This is a genomic window from Pseudomonas sp. PDM31 (assembly GCF_019218965.1).
Taxonomy (GTDB): domain Bacteria; phylum Pseudomonadota; class Gammaproteobacteria; order Pseudomonadales; family Pseudomonadaceae; genus Aquipseudomonas.
Window position 1 is genome coordinate 69730 of record NZ_JAHUWS010000008.1, and the last position, 16010, is coordinate 85739.

A 16010-nucleotide genomic window follows, 5' to 3' on the forward strand; every position below is an offset into this window, starting at 1 on the left:
ACTCAAGAGCCTCGCAGGAATGTGATAGCCGGCCGGAGGCTTGCGCCATCATATTACCTCGGCAAGGTTCGGCCTGGTCGACGATCTGCACTTTCATTGACCCAAGTCTGAAAGACGTGCGATCGAGTCTGGATAATTTCTTTTTTTGGATTTCAGATAGGCCATAGATGACCGCCCAGATCTTTACTGTTCACGGACTGGTGAGTTTCACCCTCGCCATTCTTCTGCTCTTTCTGGGCAAGACGCTTGTCCAGCACAGCACCCTGCTGCGCCGCTACTGCATTCCCGAAGCGGTGGTCGGCGGGTTTGTCTGTGCGGCGGTCACGAGTATTCTGTATTTCGGCCTCGGTATTCAGGTCGAGTTCGACCTGGCAGTTCGCGACACCCTGCTGCTCTACTTCTTTGCCGGCATCGGCTTGCGCTCGGACATGCGCCAACTGATCAAGGGCGGGCGCCCGCTATTGATCCTGCTGGTGCTCGCGACCGTGTTCATCTTGCTGCAGAACACCCTGGGCATGGGCATGGCCGAGTTGTTCGGGCTGGACCCCAAGGCCGGCCTGATGGTGGGCTCCATCTCCCTTACCGGTGGGGTGGGTACTGCTTTGGCCTGGGCGCCGCTGTTCGTCGAAAAGCTGGGCATTGAGAACGCCCACGAACTGGGGATCGCCAGCAACACCGTCGGCCTGATTGCCGCGTGTGTAATCGGCGGTCCTATCGCCAACCGCTTGATCCGTCGCCACCACATCACCCCTTCCAAGGATCCCGAGCTGGAAGTCGGCGTTCTGGAGCATCAGCAAAGCAAGCCTCTGGATTACTACGATGTGCTCTGGGCATGGATGTGGCTCAACCTGGCCTTGATGCTCGGCTACGGCCTCAACCTGCTGCTGGCCGACAGCGGTATCACCCTGCCCAAGTTCGTCAGCTGCCTGTTCGCCGGTATCGTCATTCACCACATCGTCCATGCCCTGATTGGCGACAAGCGTCTGAAATCCTGGAGCGGCGCCAGCCAGGGCCTGTCGCTGATTTCCGATGTCAGCCTGGGCATGTTCCTGACCATGGCCCTGATGGGCCTGCAGTTGTGGCAGCTCAGCGGTGCGCTGCTGTTCATTACGTGCGCTTTGTCCCTGCAGATCCTGATGACCGTGCTCTATACGTACTTTGTGGTGTTCCGCTGCATGGGCCGTGACTACGAAGCCAGCGTGATCGCCTCAGGCTTCGGCGGTATTGCCCTGGGCTCCACCGCGACGGCCATCGTCAACATGACCACCGTCACCCAGAAGTACGGAGCGGCGCACCAGGCTTTCCTCATCGTGCCGCTGGTGTGCGGCTTCTTCATTGACCTGGTCAACGCCGTGATCATCGGGATGTTCAGTGGCATCTAAGCTGCGCATCCAGCGATAATGGATGCCATACCCCGAAAGTAGAGCAGCGGATTGAACATCGATACCCGCATAAAATTCCGGCACCTGGTGTGTTTTCTCGAAGTGGCGCGCCAGGGCAGCCTGGCCCGCGCCTGCGACACGTTGGCCATCAGCCAGCCGGCTCTGTCCAAGACCCTCAAGGAGCTGGAGTCCCTGCTCGAAGCCACGCTGTTTGAACGGGGTAAAAAGGGCTCGACGCTGACCGAGGCCGGCGTGGCCTTTTTGCGCTATGCCGGGCCGAGCGTGCAATCGCTGCGCGAAGGGGTCAACAGTTTGCGCTCCGGGGTGCATGAGCCCATTACCGTGCAGCTGGGTGTGCTGTCCACTGTCGAAAGCCTGCTGATTCCGGAGGTTGTCTGCCGCTTGCATGAGCGCCACCCCGCCCTGGTGATCAGTGTGGTGACCGGGCCAAGTGCCTATCTGCTGTCGCGCCTGCGGGTCGGTGAGCTGGACCTGGTGGTGGGCAGAATGACCGACAGCCCGTTGATTCAGGGATTGTCGTTCGAACATCTCTACAGTGAATCCATGACGCTGGTCGTACGCAACGGCCATCCGGCGCTCGCTGAGTCACCGGGGCATAAACACCTCGAAGACTATCCGCTGGTATTGCCGTCGGCCGGCACGACGATCCGCAAATTCGCCGACAGCCTGTTTGTGCAGCACGGGATAACGCCCTCCCGTCAGCGCCTGGAGACCCTGTCGGTTGCCTTGAGCCGGCGCTACGTGCAACGCAGCCAGGCCATCTGGGTCGCCCCGCTGGACGCGGTCAGACAGGACTTGCGCCAGGGTGAACTGGTGGAACTGGACCTGGGTATGCGTGAACCTGGGGGTTCGGTGGGGCTTTGCACCAACCCTGCATTGCCGCTGAACCAGGCGGCGCAATGGTGCGTGGAGGCCCTGCGCGAGGTCGGCCAGGAGTACCGGGAAGGGAAGTATCCATAACCATCTGGATATGGATAAGGTCGTTTTTTTCAATGTTGGGTCGGCTTTTTTTAGAGGAAAGTGGCCTACATGTCACTGCCAGCGCAGTGCCTGCCTCTGTCCAACCATAACAACAGGAAAAACGACATGTCTGATGCGCACGACAGCCGCTTCGTCATTCGTGACCGTAATTGGCATCCCAAAGCCCTGACTCCGGACTACAAGACTTCGATCCTGCGATCCCCTCGCCAGGCACTGGTGAGCATCCCGCAATCGGTATCCGAGACCAGCGGCCCGGACTTTTCCCATCTGAAGATGGGCCAGCACGATAACGATCTGCTGTTGAACTTCAACCACGGCGGCCTGCCCATCGGCGAACGCATCATCGTCGCCGGTCGCGTGTGTGATCAGTACGGCAAGCCGATTCCTCACACTCTGGTGGAGATGTGGCAGGCCAATGCCGGTGGCCGTTACCGGCACAAAAAAGACAGTTACCTGGCGCCCCTTGACCCCAACTTCGGCGGCGTCGGCCGTGCATTGACCGACCGCGATGGCAACTACAGCTTCCGCACCGTAAAACCCGGCCCCTACCCATGGCGCAACGGTCCCAACGATTGGCGCCCGGCGCATATCCATGTCTCCATCAGTGGCCCGTCCATTGCCACGCGTTTGATTACCCAGCTGTATTTCGAAGGTGATCCGCTCGTTCCCATGTGCCCGATCGTCAAGTCGATCGCCAATCCGGAGGCGGTGCAGAGCCTGATCGCCCGGCTGGATATGAGCATGGCCAATCCCATGGATTGCCTGGCTTATCGCTTTGATATCGTCCTGCGCGGCCAGCGCAAGACCCACTTCGAAAACTGCTGAGGAGGCCTGCGTATGCCCGTTCAACTTCTGCCGGAAACTGCATCGCAAACCGCCGGCCCTTATGTGCATATCGGCCTGGCGCTGGAAGCCGCCGGCAACGAGCCGCGCGAGCAGGAAATCTGGAACGAGATGGCCAAGCCTGGCGCACCGGGCGAGCACATTTTATTGATGGGCCACGTCTATGACGGTAATGGTCAGCTGATCCGGGACGCCTTTCTGGAGCTCTGGCAGGCCGATCATGAGGGTGTCTACGACAGCGCTTACGACCTGGATAAACCGTTCAACGGTTTTGGCCGTACCGCCACCACCGAAGCCGGTGAATGGACGGTCAAGACGGTGAAGCCTGGCGTTGTGAAAAACGCTGCGGGCGTCCCTATGGCCGCGCATATCAACGTGGCGCTGTTTGCCCGTGGCATCAACATCCACTTGCAAACCCGCCTGTATTTCGATGACGAATCCCAGGCAAATGCGCTGGACCCGGTATTGAACCTGATCGAACAGCCCCACCGTCGCGAATCCCTGATTGCCAGGCGTTGCACTGTGGATGGCAAATTGGCTTACCGCTTCGACATTCATCTGCAAGGTGAAGCGGAAACCGTGTTCTTCGATTTCTGACGCCCCCACGCAGGTGTTGAGACGCAAGCGCTCAACACCTGCGGTGTCTGTCCTGGACGATCGTAAGAAGATTCCCCCCTCACAAGCCTCCTGTGCGCCCACTGGTCGACCTCGCCTTGATCTATAGATTCTAATTACCTATCTTTGAGTCTATGGATTCAGAGGAAGGTATTGAACATGGCAGTCCCTCTCAAAGAACAGGCATTCACCAAGAACCAGTGCGTGGCGGGCCTGCGGGCAGCGGTCGGCATTCTGGAAAAATGGGCCGCGTCCAGCGATCAGGCCTGTCGCATCCTGCGTATTTCACGCAGCACCTACACCCGCGCGCGCCAGCGTGACGTCGAATGGGCGGTAGCACTGGATTCTGATCAGATGCAGCGCATCAGTTTTGTGCTGAACATGCATGCCACGTTGCGCCTGGTGTTCGATAACCCGGAAAACGTTTATGGCTTTGTGTCGATGGCCAACCACAACGAGTTTTTCAACGGGCGTTCACCGCTGGAGATCATGGCCCAGGGCGACATGGTCTCGTTGTATGAAACCTTCCGCCGCATTGATGTGCTGCGGGGCGCGCAATGGTAACGGTGGGCGAACTGCCAACCTTTGCCGGGCAATCGTTGCAGGCTTATCGGCTGGTCAATTCGAAATTTCCACCCATTGCGCTGTTTGAAGACGTGGCGGACGCCGATGAGTTTGACGTTTTGTTCGAGATTCAGGCGCTGACCAATCCACGGCTGAGGAATGAGGTGGGTCAGCTTGAGTGGATTGCCCGGGGCGAGATCCCGTTCGGAATTGTTGGCTGTTCTTACGCGACGGCGCCCTTTACTCATGTGAATCCTGCGGGTTCGCGGTTCAGCGATGGCAGTTTCGGGGTTCTGTACCTGGCCGATTCGATGGAGGCGGCGCTGGCTGAGGTGCGCCATCATCAGAGTGTGTATTGGTCAAATGTGCCGGGGCTGAACTATGAGCGGTTTGTGTTCCGGGGGTTGTCTTGTGCATTTGTAGATACCGGAATGAAGGATGCCACGGCCCTGCCGATCAGCGATGCGGTGTATGCGCTGGATGATTACAGTCATTCCCGGTTGTTGGGCCGGGCGGTCAGGGATGCCGGCTGCCCGGGCTTGCGGTATCACTCGGTGCGCATGCAGGGTAGTTTTTGTTGGGCGTTGATGACCCCGCGGCCGGTTGCATCGATTGTGCAGTCGGCGCATTACGAGATGGTGTGGAATGGGCAGATTACCAGTGTCAGTCAGATCAGGGAGGCTTGATCGGGTTGCCAGGGCTTGCCTGAGGGGATGGGGTTTTCGCGGTGGTCCGGGTATGGGTTTTCACTTTGGAACCAGCCCTCACCCTAGCCCTCTCCCACTGGGAGAAGGGACTGACCGAGGTGTTTAGTCGGGCTACATCGACCTGAAAGATCGCGTTGAACTCGGGTTTGAAAACAGCCCAGCCTGGTTCAGGTTGAACTCGGGTTTGAAAACAACGCTTCCAAACTCAAGTCGAACCCAGCATCCGAAAACACTGGAGATCGGCTCCCTCTCCCCCGTGGGGAGAGGGATGGGCGGGCGGCGTTCCGATGAGGGGAGTGGATATTCGCCACACCACATAACTCCCCGCCAAGTGAAAAAATCCACCCACGCAAAGCCCGGCCTCCCCCACCGGGATTTTTCATGCGCTGCGTTCGTGCGTTCAACGCCGCTTCGAACTGGCAAAACTTGCACTTTGCCACTGTAGGCTAAGCTTTGAGCAACTCGTTGCTCACGATGCTCGATTCTGCAGGTTTTGGTTTTTTCTGGAGAGCGTCTGCAACAGCTATCTCAGACTGGCCCATACCTTTCACGCAGGATTGACGTGATGACCGAGCCCCTCCTCAGCTTTGATGCACTCAAGCGCGCCGCTGCCGCCGGCGAAATCGATACCGTCCTGGTCTGCATGGTCGACATGCAGGGTCGACTGGTGGGCAAGCGTTTCCAGGTCGAGTTTTTCATCGACAGCGGCCACGAAGAAACCCACTGCTGCAATTACCTGCTGGCCGATGACATCGACATGGAGCCCGTGCCCGGTTACGCGGCGGCCAGCTGGAGCAAGGGCTATGGCGACTTTGTGCTCAAGCCCGACATGTCCACCCTGCGGCGCGTGCCCTGGCTGGAGTGCACGGCGCTGGTGCTGTGCGACGTGCTCGACCACCACCATCGCCAGGACCTGCCCCACAGCCCCCGGGCAATTCTGAAAAAGCAGGTCGAACGCCTGCGCCAGCGCGGTTACACCGGCATGTTCGCCTCGGAGCTGGAGTTCTATCTGTTTGACGAGACCTACGAGGCGATCCACAAGCGCAACTATCACAAACCGAAAACCGCCGGCCATTACATCGAAGATTACAACATCCTCCAGACCACCCGCGAAGAGCCCGTGCTGCGAGCGATCCGCAAGCATTTGCAGGCCTCGGGCATTCCCGTGGAAAACTCCAAGGGCGAATGGGGCCCGGGCCAGGAAGAGATCAATATTCGTTATGCCGATGCCATGACCATGGCCGACCACCACGTCATCATCAAGCACGCCTGCAAGGAGATCGCGCAGTTGCAGGGCAAGGCGATCACCTTCATGGCCAAGTGGCGCTACGACGCCGCCGGTTCCAGCAGTCATATCCATAACTCGCTGTGGGACAAGAACGCGAAGAAGCCGCTGTTCTACGATGCCAAGGCCGAGTTCGGGATGTCGAAACTGATGCGCTCCTGGGTCGCCGGGCAGCTCAAGTACGCCAACGACATCACCTGTTTTCTCGCGCCCTACATCAACTCCTACAAGCGCTTCCAGGCCGGCACCTTTGCGCCGACGCGGGCCGTGTGGAGTCGCGACAACCGCACCGCCGGCTTTCGTCTGTGCGCAGAAAGCAGCAAGTCGATCCGCATCGAATGCCGCATCGGCGGCGCCGACCTCAACCCCTACCTGGCCTTTGCCGCATTGATTGCGGCGGGCCTGGCCGGTGTCGACGAGAAGCTCGAACTGGCGGCGCCGTTCGAAGGTGACGCCTACCTCGACGAGCATCTGCCGGAGGTGTCCAAGACCCTGCGTGATGCCAGCGCCGCACTCAAGGGCTCGAGCATGTTGCGCGAAGCCTTTGGTGATGAGGTGATCGATCACTACGTTCACACCGCCGAGTGGGAGCAGAAGGAGTACGACCGGCGGATCACCGACTGGGAACTGCAACGCGGCTTCGAGCGCTATTGAGCACATACCATGACTGCAAAGATTCAATTGATCTCACCGGTCGATGGCCGGGTGTATGTCGAACGCGACCGTGCTGACGCGGCGCAGATCGAACAGGCGCTGACGGCCGCTGCCAGTGCACAGGCGTTATGGAAACAGTACCCACTCAACGAGCGCGCGGCGTTTTGCAGCGCAGTGGTCGAGGCGATGCTGTCGATGCAGGCCGATATCGTGCCGGAGCTGGCCTGGCAGATGGGTCGCCCCGTACGCTTCGGCGCCGGCGAGCTGCGAGGTTTTGCCGAGCGCGCCCGGCATATGATCGCAATCGCGCCCGAGGCGCTTGCAGCGATAGAGCCCGAGCCCATTGCGGGTTTTCGCCGTTGCATCAAACGCGAGCCGCTGGGCACGGTGCTGGTCGTCGCACCCTGGAATTACCCTTACCTGACTGCGGTGAACACCCTCATCCCGGCGCTGATGGCCGGCAACAGTGTGATCCTCAAGCACGCCACGCAAACCCTGCTGGTTGGCGAGCGTTTCGCCGAGGCCATGCGCCGCGCCCATCTGCCGGATGGTTTGTTCCATAACCTGTTGCTTGACCATCAGCAGACCGCCGCGATCATCGCTTCGGGCCGCGTGCATCAGGTCAATTTCACCGGTTCGGTCGAAGCCGGCAGGGCCATGGAAAGCGCCGCCACGGGCCGTTTCATCGGTGTTGGCCTGGAACTCGGCGGCAAGGACCCGGCCTATGTGCGGGCCGACGCCAACCTCGAACATGCGGTGGAAAACCTGGTAGACGGCAGCTTCTTCAATTCCGGGCAGAGTTGCTGCGCCATCGAACGCATCTATGTCGACCAGAAGATCTACCCGGCCTTTGTCGAGGGGTTCGTCGAGTTGACCCGGCAGTATGTGCTGGGCAACCCGCTGGACCAGGCCACTACCCTCGGCCCGCTGGTTTCACCGGGCGCAGCGGATTTCGTGCGCGCGCAGATCGCCGAAGCATTGAACCTGGGGGCCAAGGCGCTGATCGATGCCAAGGCCTTTGCCGCTGATGTGCCGGGCAGCGCCTACCTTGCACCACAAGTGCTGGTAAACGTCAGCCACCAGATGTCAGTGATGCGCGAGGAAAGCTTTGGTCCGGTGGTCGGCATCATGCCGGTGGCCGGTGACGACGAAGCCATCGCCCTGATGAACGACAGCGCGTTTGGACTCAGCGCCGCCCTCTGGACCCAAGACCTCGCCGCCGCTGAACGCCTGGGCGACGAGATTGCCACCGGCACTCTGTTCATGAACCGCTGCGATTACCTGGACCCGGCACTGGCCTGGACCGGGGTGAAGAACAGCGGGCGCGGCGTCACCCTGTCGCGCCTTGGCTACGAGCACCTGACCCGGGCCAAATCCTTTCATCTGCGTCACGAGGTGTAGACCATGAGCCTGACTGGAAACTGGAACTACCCCACCAGCATTCGATTCGGTGTCGGGCGCATTGCCGAGCTGGCCGAGGTCTGTCGCAGCCAGGGCATCGAGCGCCCGTTGCTGGTCACCGACAGTGGCCTGGGCCGCGCACCGATCACCACGGCGGCGCTGGACGCCCTGCGCGCCGCAGGCCTGGCTGTCGAATTGTTCTGCGACCTCAAGCCCAATCCGGTCGAAGCCAACCTCGCTGGCGGGCTCGATGCCTGGCGCGCCGGCAAGCATGACGGGGTGATCGCGTTTGGCGGCGGCAGTGGTCTGGACATGGGCAAGCTCATCGCCTTCATGAGCGGTCAGACCCGACCGGTGTGGGATTTCGAAGACATCGGCGACTACTGGACCCGCGCCGATGCCGATCGCATCGCCCCGGTGATTGCCGTACCGACCACCGCCGGCACCGGTTCCGAAGTTGGCCGCGCGGCGGTGATCATCGACGACCGCACCCACACCAAGCGCATCATCTTCCACCCGAAAATGATGCCGCGGGTGGTGATCAGCGACCCGGCGCTCACTGTCGGCATGCCAGCGAAAATCACCGCCGGCACCGGCATGGACGCCCTCTCCCACTGCCTGGAGGCGTATTGCGCCCCCGGTTTCCATCCCTTGGCCGATGGTATTGCGCTAGAGGGCATGCGCCTGGTGGCCAACTCTCTGGTGAAGGCAGTACACACGCCGTCAGACCTTGAGGCACGCGCGCAAATGCTCGCGGCGGCGGCAATGGGTGCCACCGCGTTCCAGAAAGGCCTGGGGGGGATGCATGCGCTTTCGCATCCGGTGGGCGCTTTGTATGACACCCACCATGGCATGACCAACGCCACCTTCATGCCCTATGTCCTGCAATTCAATCGCTCGGTCATCGAGGAACGCATCACCCGGCTGGCGGCGTATCTGCGCCTGCCCTCCCCGGGTTTCGACAGTTTCCTCGCCTTCGTCCTCAAGCTGCGCAAGGACATCGGCGTTCCCCACACACTGGTCGAGTTGGGTGTGGATGACCTGCAGGCGGACCTGATCGCAGACATGGCGATTGTCGACCCCTCTGCCGGCGGCAACCCGCTGCCATTGACCCGGGACGGTGTGGCGAAGATTTTCGACGCGGCACTTCACGGCCGTCTGTAGGAGCGAGCCTGCTCGCGATGGACGTCAACGATGACGCGGGGAGCCTGACACCCCGCGTCGTCCTCAGTCCATCGCGAGCAGGCTCGCTCCTACAGAAAACCAAGGTCGAGCCTACGGCGGCTCAGTTCGGCCTGTCCAAAACCTGAAAAGGGGCACCCATACCATGAACCCAGCAAGCCAGCCCGGCACCGACGCCCACGACGATGACGTCAAGGTGCTGCACAGCATGGGCTATGCCCAGCAACTGTCGCGACGAATGGGCGTTTTCTCCAACTTCGCCATTTCCTTTTCGATCATCTGCATCCTCTCCGGCGGCATCAACTCACTGGCCCAGGGCACCTCGGGCGCGGGGGGAGCATCGATCGGCATCGGCTGGCCGATCGGTTGCCTGATCTCCGGGGTGTTCGCCATGGCCATGGCGCAGATTTCCTCGGCCTACCCCACCGCTGGCGGCCTGTATCACTGGGGCTCGATTCTCGGTAACCGCTTCACCGGCTGGCTGACCGCGTGGTTCAACCTGTTGGGGCTGGTCACGGTACTCGGCGCGATCAACGTCGGCACCTATTACTTTTTCTTCGGCGCCTTCGGACCGGCCCTGGGCATGGAAGACACCACCACGGTCCGGGTGATTTTCCTGGCGATCCTCACTGGCCTCCAGGCCTTGTGCAATCACCTGGGCATCGGCCTGACCGCCAAACTCACCGACTTCTCCGGCTACCTGATTTTCGCTACGGCGCTGGCGCTGACCATCGTCTGCCTGATCTCCGCGCCCAGCTACGAGTTCGCGCGGTTATGGACCTTCGGCAACTACTCTGGCGAGGCCGGCGGCAGTGTCTGGCCGCAGGCTTCGAACGGCTGGATTTTCATGCTCGGCCTGCTGCTGCCGATCTACACCATCACCGGTTATGACGCCTCGGCACACACCTCCGAAGAGACCCGCAACGCGGCCATGTCGGTGCCACGGGGCATGGTCATGTCGGTGGTCTGGTCGCTGTTGTTCGGCTGGGTGATGCTCAGCGCCTTCGTGCTGATGCTGCCGAACATGGATGAGGCGGCCAAGCAAGGCTGGAACGTATTTTTCTGGGCCATGAACACCCAGGTCAACCCGACGTTGAAGCTGGTGCTGTTCTTGGCGATTTTCATCTCGCAGGTGCTCTGTGGCCTGGCCACGGTCACCTCGGTTTCACGGATGATCTTCGCGTTCTCCCGGGACGGTGGCCTGCCTTGTTCCAAAGCCCTGTCCTCGGTTTCGCCGACCTTTCGCAGCCCGGTAGCGGCGATCTGGACCGGTGCCACTCTGGCTGTGTTGTTCGACTGGGGTTCCTCGGTGATCTCGGTCGGGGAAACGCCGGTTTATACGATCGTGGTGTCCTGCACGGTGATCTTCCTGTTCTTCTCTTTCGTAATTCCCATCGTGCTGGGCCTGTTTGCCTACGGGACGGCGAAGTGGCCGACCATGGGGCCATGGAACATGGGGCGCTTCTGGTACACGGTGTTCGCGCTGCTATCGATCCTGTCGATGGTGATCATCTTCGTCATCGGCATCCAGCCACCGAATGATTGGGCGCTGTACATCACTATCGGGTTCCTGGTGCTGACGGCGATCGTCTGGTTCGGCTTCGAAGCCCGGCGCTTCCAGGGGCCGCCGATAGGCGACATGATCGTCAAGCGCCAGGCTGAGATTGCTGCGGCGGAAGCGGCGCTGAATAAGCCGAACTGAAGTCCGCTGCGGGCAATTGTGATCCACCTGTAGGAGCGAGCCTGCTCGCGATGGACGTTAACGATAACGCGTGCTTACTGACTAAACGCGGCGCTCTTGAGTCCATCGCGAGCAGGCTCGCTCCTACAGTAAATCAACATCAGGCCCGATCATCCGGGCCTTTGCGTAAACCATTAGCGGCATCGATAGTCACCATTGATTCAATGAAGTTCTCTAAAAAAATCCGCGGCGTAACATCTGCTCCATACCAACCCATGAGCGCCCCGGAGCACACCATCATGAAACGCCAAGTCCTTCTCAGCATCGCTTTCTCGGTTTTTGCAGTTAACGCTTTCGCCGCTACCTCTGCTCAACCCGTGGTCGCTGAAGGCGGCTCGGATCGCCTGATTGAAAGTCGTGTGGCCGAAGGTGGTTCCGATCGCCTGATCGAAAACCGCATCGCTGAAGGGGGCTCTGATCGCCTGATCCAGAACCGCACTGTGTGATTGCGTGGCTTCGCCGCTGCACTCCACGAAAAGCCCGGCCTCATCAGCCGGGCTTTTTGGCATCCTCTTCGTTTATCCTGAGCACCCTTGATTCCACACTGGAGACAGCCGTGCCCGCCCTCACCGCCCGCGAGGTTTACCAGCAAATGCGTGACGTCGCCCAGGGTATTCGCGCTTTCGAGCGGCTCGACGAACAGTGCGGGCCCGGCCACGTCCTGGTCGACATCGATGGCTGGCGCCTGACCCTTGAGGTCGACGCCGGGCATCTGCGCCACTGCCTGCATGGCCAAAGCCCGGATGGCCGCGAGTATGCGTTCGACAACGGGCAACGCTTCGGCACCGACCCGGTCAGCCTGCTCAGCACCTGGGAACTGGCGCAGATAGAAAAGCGGCTGGTGCCTGCATCAGGCAATCCCGCGCCCGGGATCGATTGAATACATCGCAACCTGTCGTTCCCTGGCCGCAGTTGTGATACACAAGATGCCGTTGTGAGTCCGCGTCCAAGGAGGTTCTGCCCATGCCCCGTTCTCCACGCCTGCGGTACCTGCCGACGTGCACCCTGCTCGGTTCATTGGCTTGCGCAACGCAGGCGAGCACATCGCCAGCAAGCCATCAACGCCATCGAAAACGGTCGTTTTGATCCAAGTCTGCCTCTTGCATTTCAGATCGCCCGGGCGTTTGCGCTGCCCATCGAGCATATTTTCGACGATGAGTTCGCAGGGTGATTCATGTCAGGTTGCTTTCCGGATGCTGGTCCAGGAATGTCTTATGAGCCACATTGAAACCTTGGCAAAAATCCTGCTCGGCCCCCTGTTACTGATGCAGGGCCTATACACCCGGCGTATCACGCCCAAGCTGCCGGAAGCCGAAGGCGAACGCCAGGGCGTGGCCGGCAGCGGCGATGCCCTGCGGTTGCTGATTGTCGGCGACAGTGCCGCTGCGGGCGTGGGTGCGTCGACTCAGGACGAAGCGCTCAGCGGTCGGCTGGTCAGTCGGCTGGCGGCTGATTATCAGGTGTCGTGGAAATTGCTGGCGCGCTCGGGCCTGGATTCACAAGCATTGCTGGCGCTGCTGGAACAGCACGCGCCAGAGCCCTTCGATGTGGTGCTGTTGTCGATCGGGGTCAACGACGTCACCAGTACCCTGACGCTTGATCAGTGGCTCGCCCGGCAACAGCGCTTGATGACGCTGTTGTGCGACAAGTTCGCGGTGAAGCAGATTGTCCTGTCGCCGTTGCCGCCCATGCACCTGTTCCCCGCGTTGCCGCAGCCGCTGCGCTGGTACCTGGGCTACAGGGCCCGGCGTTTCAACGCGCATCTCGCGGATCTGGCGCAGCGCGTGGATCAATGTACGATGCTGACAATCCGCCTGGCGCCCGAGGCAGGGCTGATGGCCAGCGATGGCTTTCATCCCGGGCCGCAGATCTACGGTCAATGGGCCGACGATGCCGCCGAGGTCATTGATAGACGCTTTAGAATATCCCGTCAGTAAAACAATAATAAACAGGAGTTGAAGATGTCCGAACTGAACCTGCACCCCAACGCCGCGGCGTCCCTGAAGCACTGGCACGCGATGATCAGTCGAAAAGACTTGGGTGCCTTGCCCGAACTGCTGGACCCGCAAGCGGTGTTTCGTTCGCCGATGGCCCACACGCCCTACCCCGGGGCGCCCGTGGTGTCGATGATCCTCAACACGGTGATGAACGTGTTCGAGGATTTCACCTATTACCGTGAGCTGGCGACGGCGGATGGCTTGAACGTCATCCTCGAATTCAGTGCGAAGGTCGGGGAGAAGGAGCTCAAAGGCATCGACATGATCCGCTTCAATGAGCAGGGCAAGATTGTCGAATTTGAAGTGATGGTGCGCCCGCTCAGTGGCTTGCAGGCGCTGGGTGAGCAGATGGGGCAGCGTTTGGGCGCGTACCTCAAGGCCAGCAAGGCCTGACGAATACCTCTTCGCCACCATCCCTGTGGGAGCGAGGTTGGTCAGTTGCTCAAGAGTGTCGAGCTTTATCGAACCCTTCTCCAAGCGATGGGGTCTGCTGCTATATAGCTCCTCGGAAATAATCCAATGTCCACTCAACACACGCTTGTCCTACTCGCTCGGGGCGGATATGTCGCTCGAGGTGTTCTGTATCTGATCATAGGTATCTTCGCTCTGCTGGCAGCTCAAGACTCGACAAAACCGAAGGACAGTCACAAAAGCCTTGAGGCGCTGTTAAGCCAGCCATTCGGATATGTCCTGGTCGGGCTAGTGGTGGCTGGTTTGGTAGCCTTCGCCGGGTGGCGAGTGCTGCAAGCGATTCGCGACGTTGATCATCACGGTACGAAACTCAAGGGGCTGGTGATTCGTGCAGGTTTGTTGGCGGGAGGTTTGGTTAACGGCGCGCTGGCGTTCTTTGCATTGGGCCTGCTCGTTAGCGGCGTCAGAAGTTCAGGTCACTCCGCAGGTGGGGAGACAAAGGATTTACTGGCGCATCTTTTGTCCTGGGATCACTCAAACGTGTTGGTCTACCTCGTGGCACTCGTGCCATTAGGTGTAGGCATTGCTCACATCATCAAAGGATGGAAGGCGTCGTTCGAGAAGTACTTTGAGGCGGACGAAGACGTAATGCGCTATATACGCCCGGTGGCTCGGTTCGGACTCATAGCCCGCGGCGTAGTGTTTATCGAGATAGCGCTGCTGCTGGCAATCAGCGGCTCGCGCTATAAAGCCACGGATCCCCCTGGCATGAAGGAAGCCCTTGATGCTCTCCAGAACCTGCCAGCCGGCGCTTTGATTTTGATGGTGATGGCTCTGGGCTTGATCGCCTTTTCGGCTTACAGCTTTTCCGAGGCTGCCTGGCGCAAGATAAACATGGATGTGCCGGGAGTCTCCGGATCTTGATCGCCCAGTAAGGCTCATGCCTTTTGCTGCATCGGCCAGCCGATTGGCATCGAATTGCTCAGCCAGCAGCACGGCGGTGAGTCGCCGGCTTCGAATGGCGTTGATACCCGGATCGCGTTCAGCCCAATGCTGTATCAAGAAACATCATGACCCCGAACCCCAGCATCAGGCCTAACGTCGCGGGCGTTTCGTGGCCATTGCGATGTGTCTCTGGTATGACCTCATGGGAGACCACAAAGATCATCGCCCCTGCAGCAAGACCCAGAGCGACGGGATAGCCCAAGGCGAAACTGCTGGAAATGCCGAGGCCGACTACAGCACCTAATGGCTCCATCAGGCCTGATGCAACGGCAATCAACGCAGCGCGCAACGCGCCAATGCCGGTCACTCGCAGTGCCAATGCGACAGCAAGCCCCTCCGGAATGTCCTGTATGGCAATCGCCGTTGTCAGCGGCAATCCCACCTTCATGTCGCCGTTGGCGAAGCTGACACCGATGGCCATGCCTTCTGGCAAGTTATGCAGCGTGATAGCCAGGACGAAAAGCCACACCCGACTGAAGCGCTGCGCCTGAGGCCCTTTGCGTCCAATCTGCAAATGTTCATGGGGTACGAAACGATCCAGACCGACCATAAGCGCCACGCCCAATCCCAAGCCTGATACCACGACACACGCAGCCAGTAACTTGTTATGGCAAATGGACTGGGCTGCCTCGATGCCAGGGAGGATGAGCGAGAAGGAACTGGCGGCGAGCATCATGCCGGCGGCGAAACCCAGCATAATGTCTTGGGTACGCGCGGTGATGTCGCGCAACACAACCGCTGCGATGGCGCCAAACGCCGTGGCGCCAAAACCGCAGAGACCGCCTAGAAATGCATATTGCAAGTTGACCCGGTTCCCCCCGGTGAACGCACTGTATCCGCTGATAAGCAGCAGGGCGGTGACCCCGACGAGGGTTGACCAAAACAAGAGGGCCATCCATTTGCTACTTTTTCCTGCATTGATCCCGGAGTACCGAGATGTTTTCACAGGAGCGGATGGTTCAGACATTACACCTCCTATTTCCCGCTGGAGCGTTTTCGAGAAGCGCGCGGTGCGACCGGGAGAGTCTGCTTTGAAATCCGTTGCGCCTCTCGCTCAAACGAAATCGCAGTAGTGCCGATCAGCTGGTGAAAGTCTGCTATGGACACTTGTGAAAAATCAGACTGGATCGAGTGAAGCGCTTTTTCGAATGATAGTTGATGGGCAATTTTGCGGGTCATCAAAAACCCCAGGGCGTTCTTCACCCTCGACCGCTATCTGCA

General features: G+C 59.9%; 15 protein-coding genes and 3 pseudogenes. 16 read left to right on the forward strand and 2 right to left on the reverse strand.

Translation table 11 applies throughout. The annotated features are described in order from the left end of the window. The first annotated feature begins 167 nt into the window (after positions 1-167). From gltS to KW839_RS16820, 16 genes and pseudogenes are all read left to right on the forward strand, one after another. Positions 168-1382 (forward strand): sodium/glutamate symporter, encoded by a 1215-nt coding sequence (gltS, locus tag KW839_RS16745; protein WP_060543847.1) that lies wholly within the window; start codon positions 168-170, stop codon positions 1380-1382. 51 nt (positions 1383-1433) lie between these two features. Next, on the forward strand, positions 1434-2363 hold the full coding sequence (gene pcaQ, locus KW839_RS16750; protein WP_218424969.1) for a pca operon transcription factor PcaQ: 930 nt from the start codon (positions 1434-1436) through the stop codon (positions 2361-2363). Positions 2364-2489: 126 nt separating this feature from the next. Further along, positions 2490-3209 (forward strand): protocatechuate 3,4-dioxygenase subunit beta, encoded by a 720-nt coding sequence (pcaH, locus tag KW839_RS16755; protein ID WP_060543849.1) that lies wholly within the window; start codon positions 2490-2492, stop codon positions 3207-3209. Between the two features lie 12 nt (positions 3210-3221). Beyond that, positions 3222-3824: a protocatechuate 3,4-dioxygenase subunit alpha gene (pcaG, locus tag KW839_RS16760; protein WP_060543850.1), complete on the forward strand. Its 603-nt coding sequence runs from the start codon at positions 3222-3224 to the stop codon at positions 3822-3824. Positions 3825-4001: 177 nt separating this feature from the next. Continuing rightward, a complete protein-coding gene (locus KW839_RS16765; protein WP_060543884.1) occupies positions 4002-4406 on the forward strand; it encodes a hypothetical protein in 405 nt (134 codons plus the stop codon). Continuing rightward, entirely contained in the window at positions 4400-5092 is a 693-nt protein-coding gene (locus tag KW839_RS16770; RefSeq protein ID WP_218424970.1) for an RES family NAD+ phosphorylase, read from the forward strand. The genes KW839_RS16765 and KW839_RS16770 overlap by 7 nt, the downstream gene beginning before the upstream one ends. Before the next feature lie 586 nt (positions 5093-5678). Next, complete coding sequence (locus KW839_RS16775; protein ID WP_060543852.1) at positions 5679-7052, forward strand: glutamine synthetase family protein; 1374 nt, start codon at positions 5679-5681, stop codon at positions 7050-7052. A gap of 9 nt (positions 7053-7061) precedes the next feature. Next, positions 7062-8453, forward strand: a complete 1392-nt coding sequence (locus tag KW839_RS16780) for an aldehyde dehydrogenase family protein (protein ID WP_060543853.1) — start codon at positions 7062-7064, stop codon at positions 8451-8453. 3 nt (positions 8454-8456) lie between these two features. Further along, positions 8457-9617, forward strand: coding sequence for an iron-containing alcohol dehydrogenase (locus tag KW839_RS16785; RefSeq protein ID WP_060543854.1), 1161 nt, complete (start codon positions 8457-8459; stop codon positions 9615-9617). 163 nt (positions 9618-9780) lie between these two features. Beyond that, positions 9781-11337, forward strand: a complete 1557-nt coding sequence (locus KW839_RS16790; protein WP_218424971.1) for an amino acid permease — start codon at positions 9781-9783, stop codon at positions 11335-11337. 278 nt (positions 11338-11615) lie between these two features. Continuing rightward, positions 11616-11813: pseudogene (locus KW839_RS27920) on the forward strand (phage infection protein); the annotation flags it as partial. Between the two features lie 119 nt (positions 11814-11932). Next, a complete protein-coding gene (locus KW839_RS16800) occupies positions 11933-12256 on the forward strand; it encodes a hypothetical protein (RefSeq protein WP_060543857.1) in 324 nt (107 codons plus the stop codon). A gap of 168 nt (positions 12257-12424) precedes the next feature. Continuing rightward, positions 12425-12547: pseudogene (locus tag KW839_RS16805) on the forward strand (helix-turn-helix transcriptional regulator); the annotation flags it as partial. 43 nt (positions 12548-12590) lie between these two features. Further along, complete coding sequence (locus KW839_RS16810) at positions 12591-13313, forward strand: SGNH/GDSL hydrolase family protein (protein WP_218424972.1); 723 nt, start codon at positions 12591-12593, stop codon at positions 13311-13313. 24 nt (positions 13314-13337) lie between these two features. Then, positions 13338-13766, forward strand: a complete 429-nt coding sequence (locus KW839_RS16815) for a nuclear transport factor 2 family protein (protein WP_218424973.1) — start codon at positions 13338-13340, stop codon at positions 13764-13766. A 126-nt stretch (positions 13767-13892) separates the two neighbouring features. Continuing rightward, the gene (locus KW839_RS16820) at positions 13893-14708 is read left to right on the forward strand and encodes a DUF1206 domain-containing protein (protein ID WP_060543860.1); all 816 of its coding nucleotides are present in this window, start codon (positions 13893-13895) and stop codon (positions 14706-14708) included. Positions 14709-14826: 118 nt separating this feature from the next. On the opposite strand, the gene KW839_RS16825 is transcribed toward KW839_RS16820, so the two are convergent. Beyond that, positions 14827-15684, reverse strand: a complete 858-nt coding sequence (locus KW839_RS16825; RefSeq protein WP_256352711.1) for a ZIP family metal transporter — start codon at positions 15682-15684, stop codon at positions 14827-14829. An 80-nt stretch (positions 15685-15764) separates the two neighbouring features. Next, a pseudogene (locus KW839_RS16830) lies at positions 15765-15992 on the reverse strand (manganese catalase family protein); the annotation flags it as partial. Between the last annotated feature and the right edge of the window lie 18 nt (positions 15993-16010).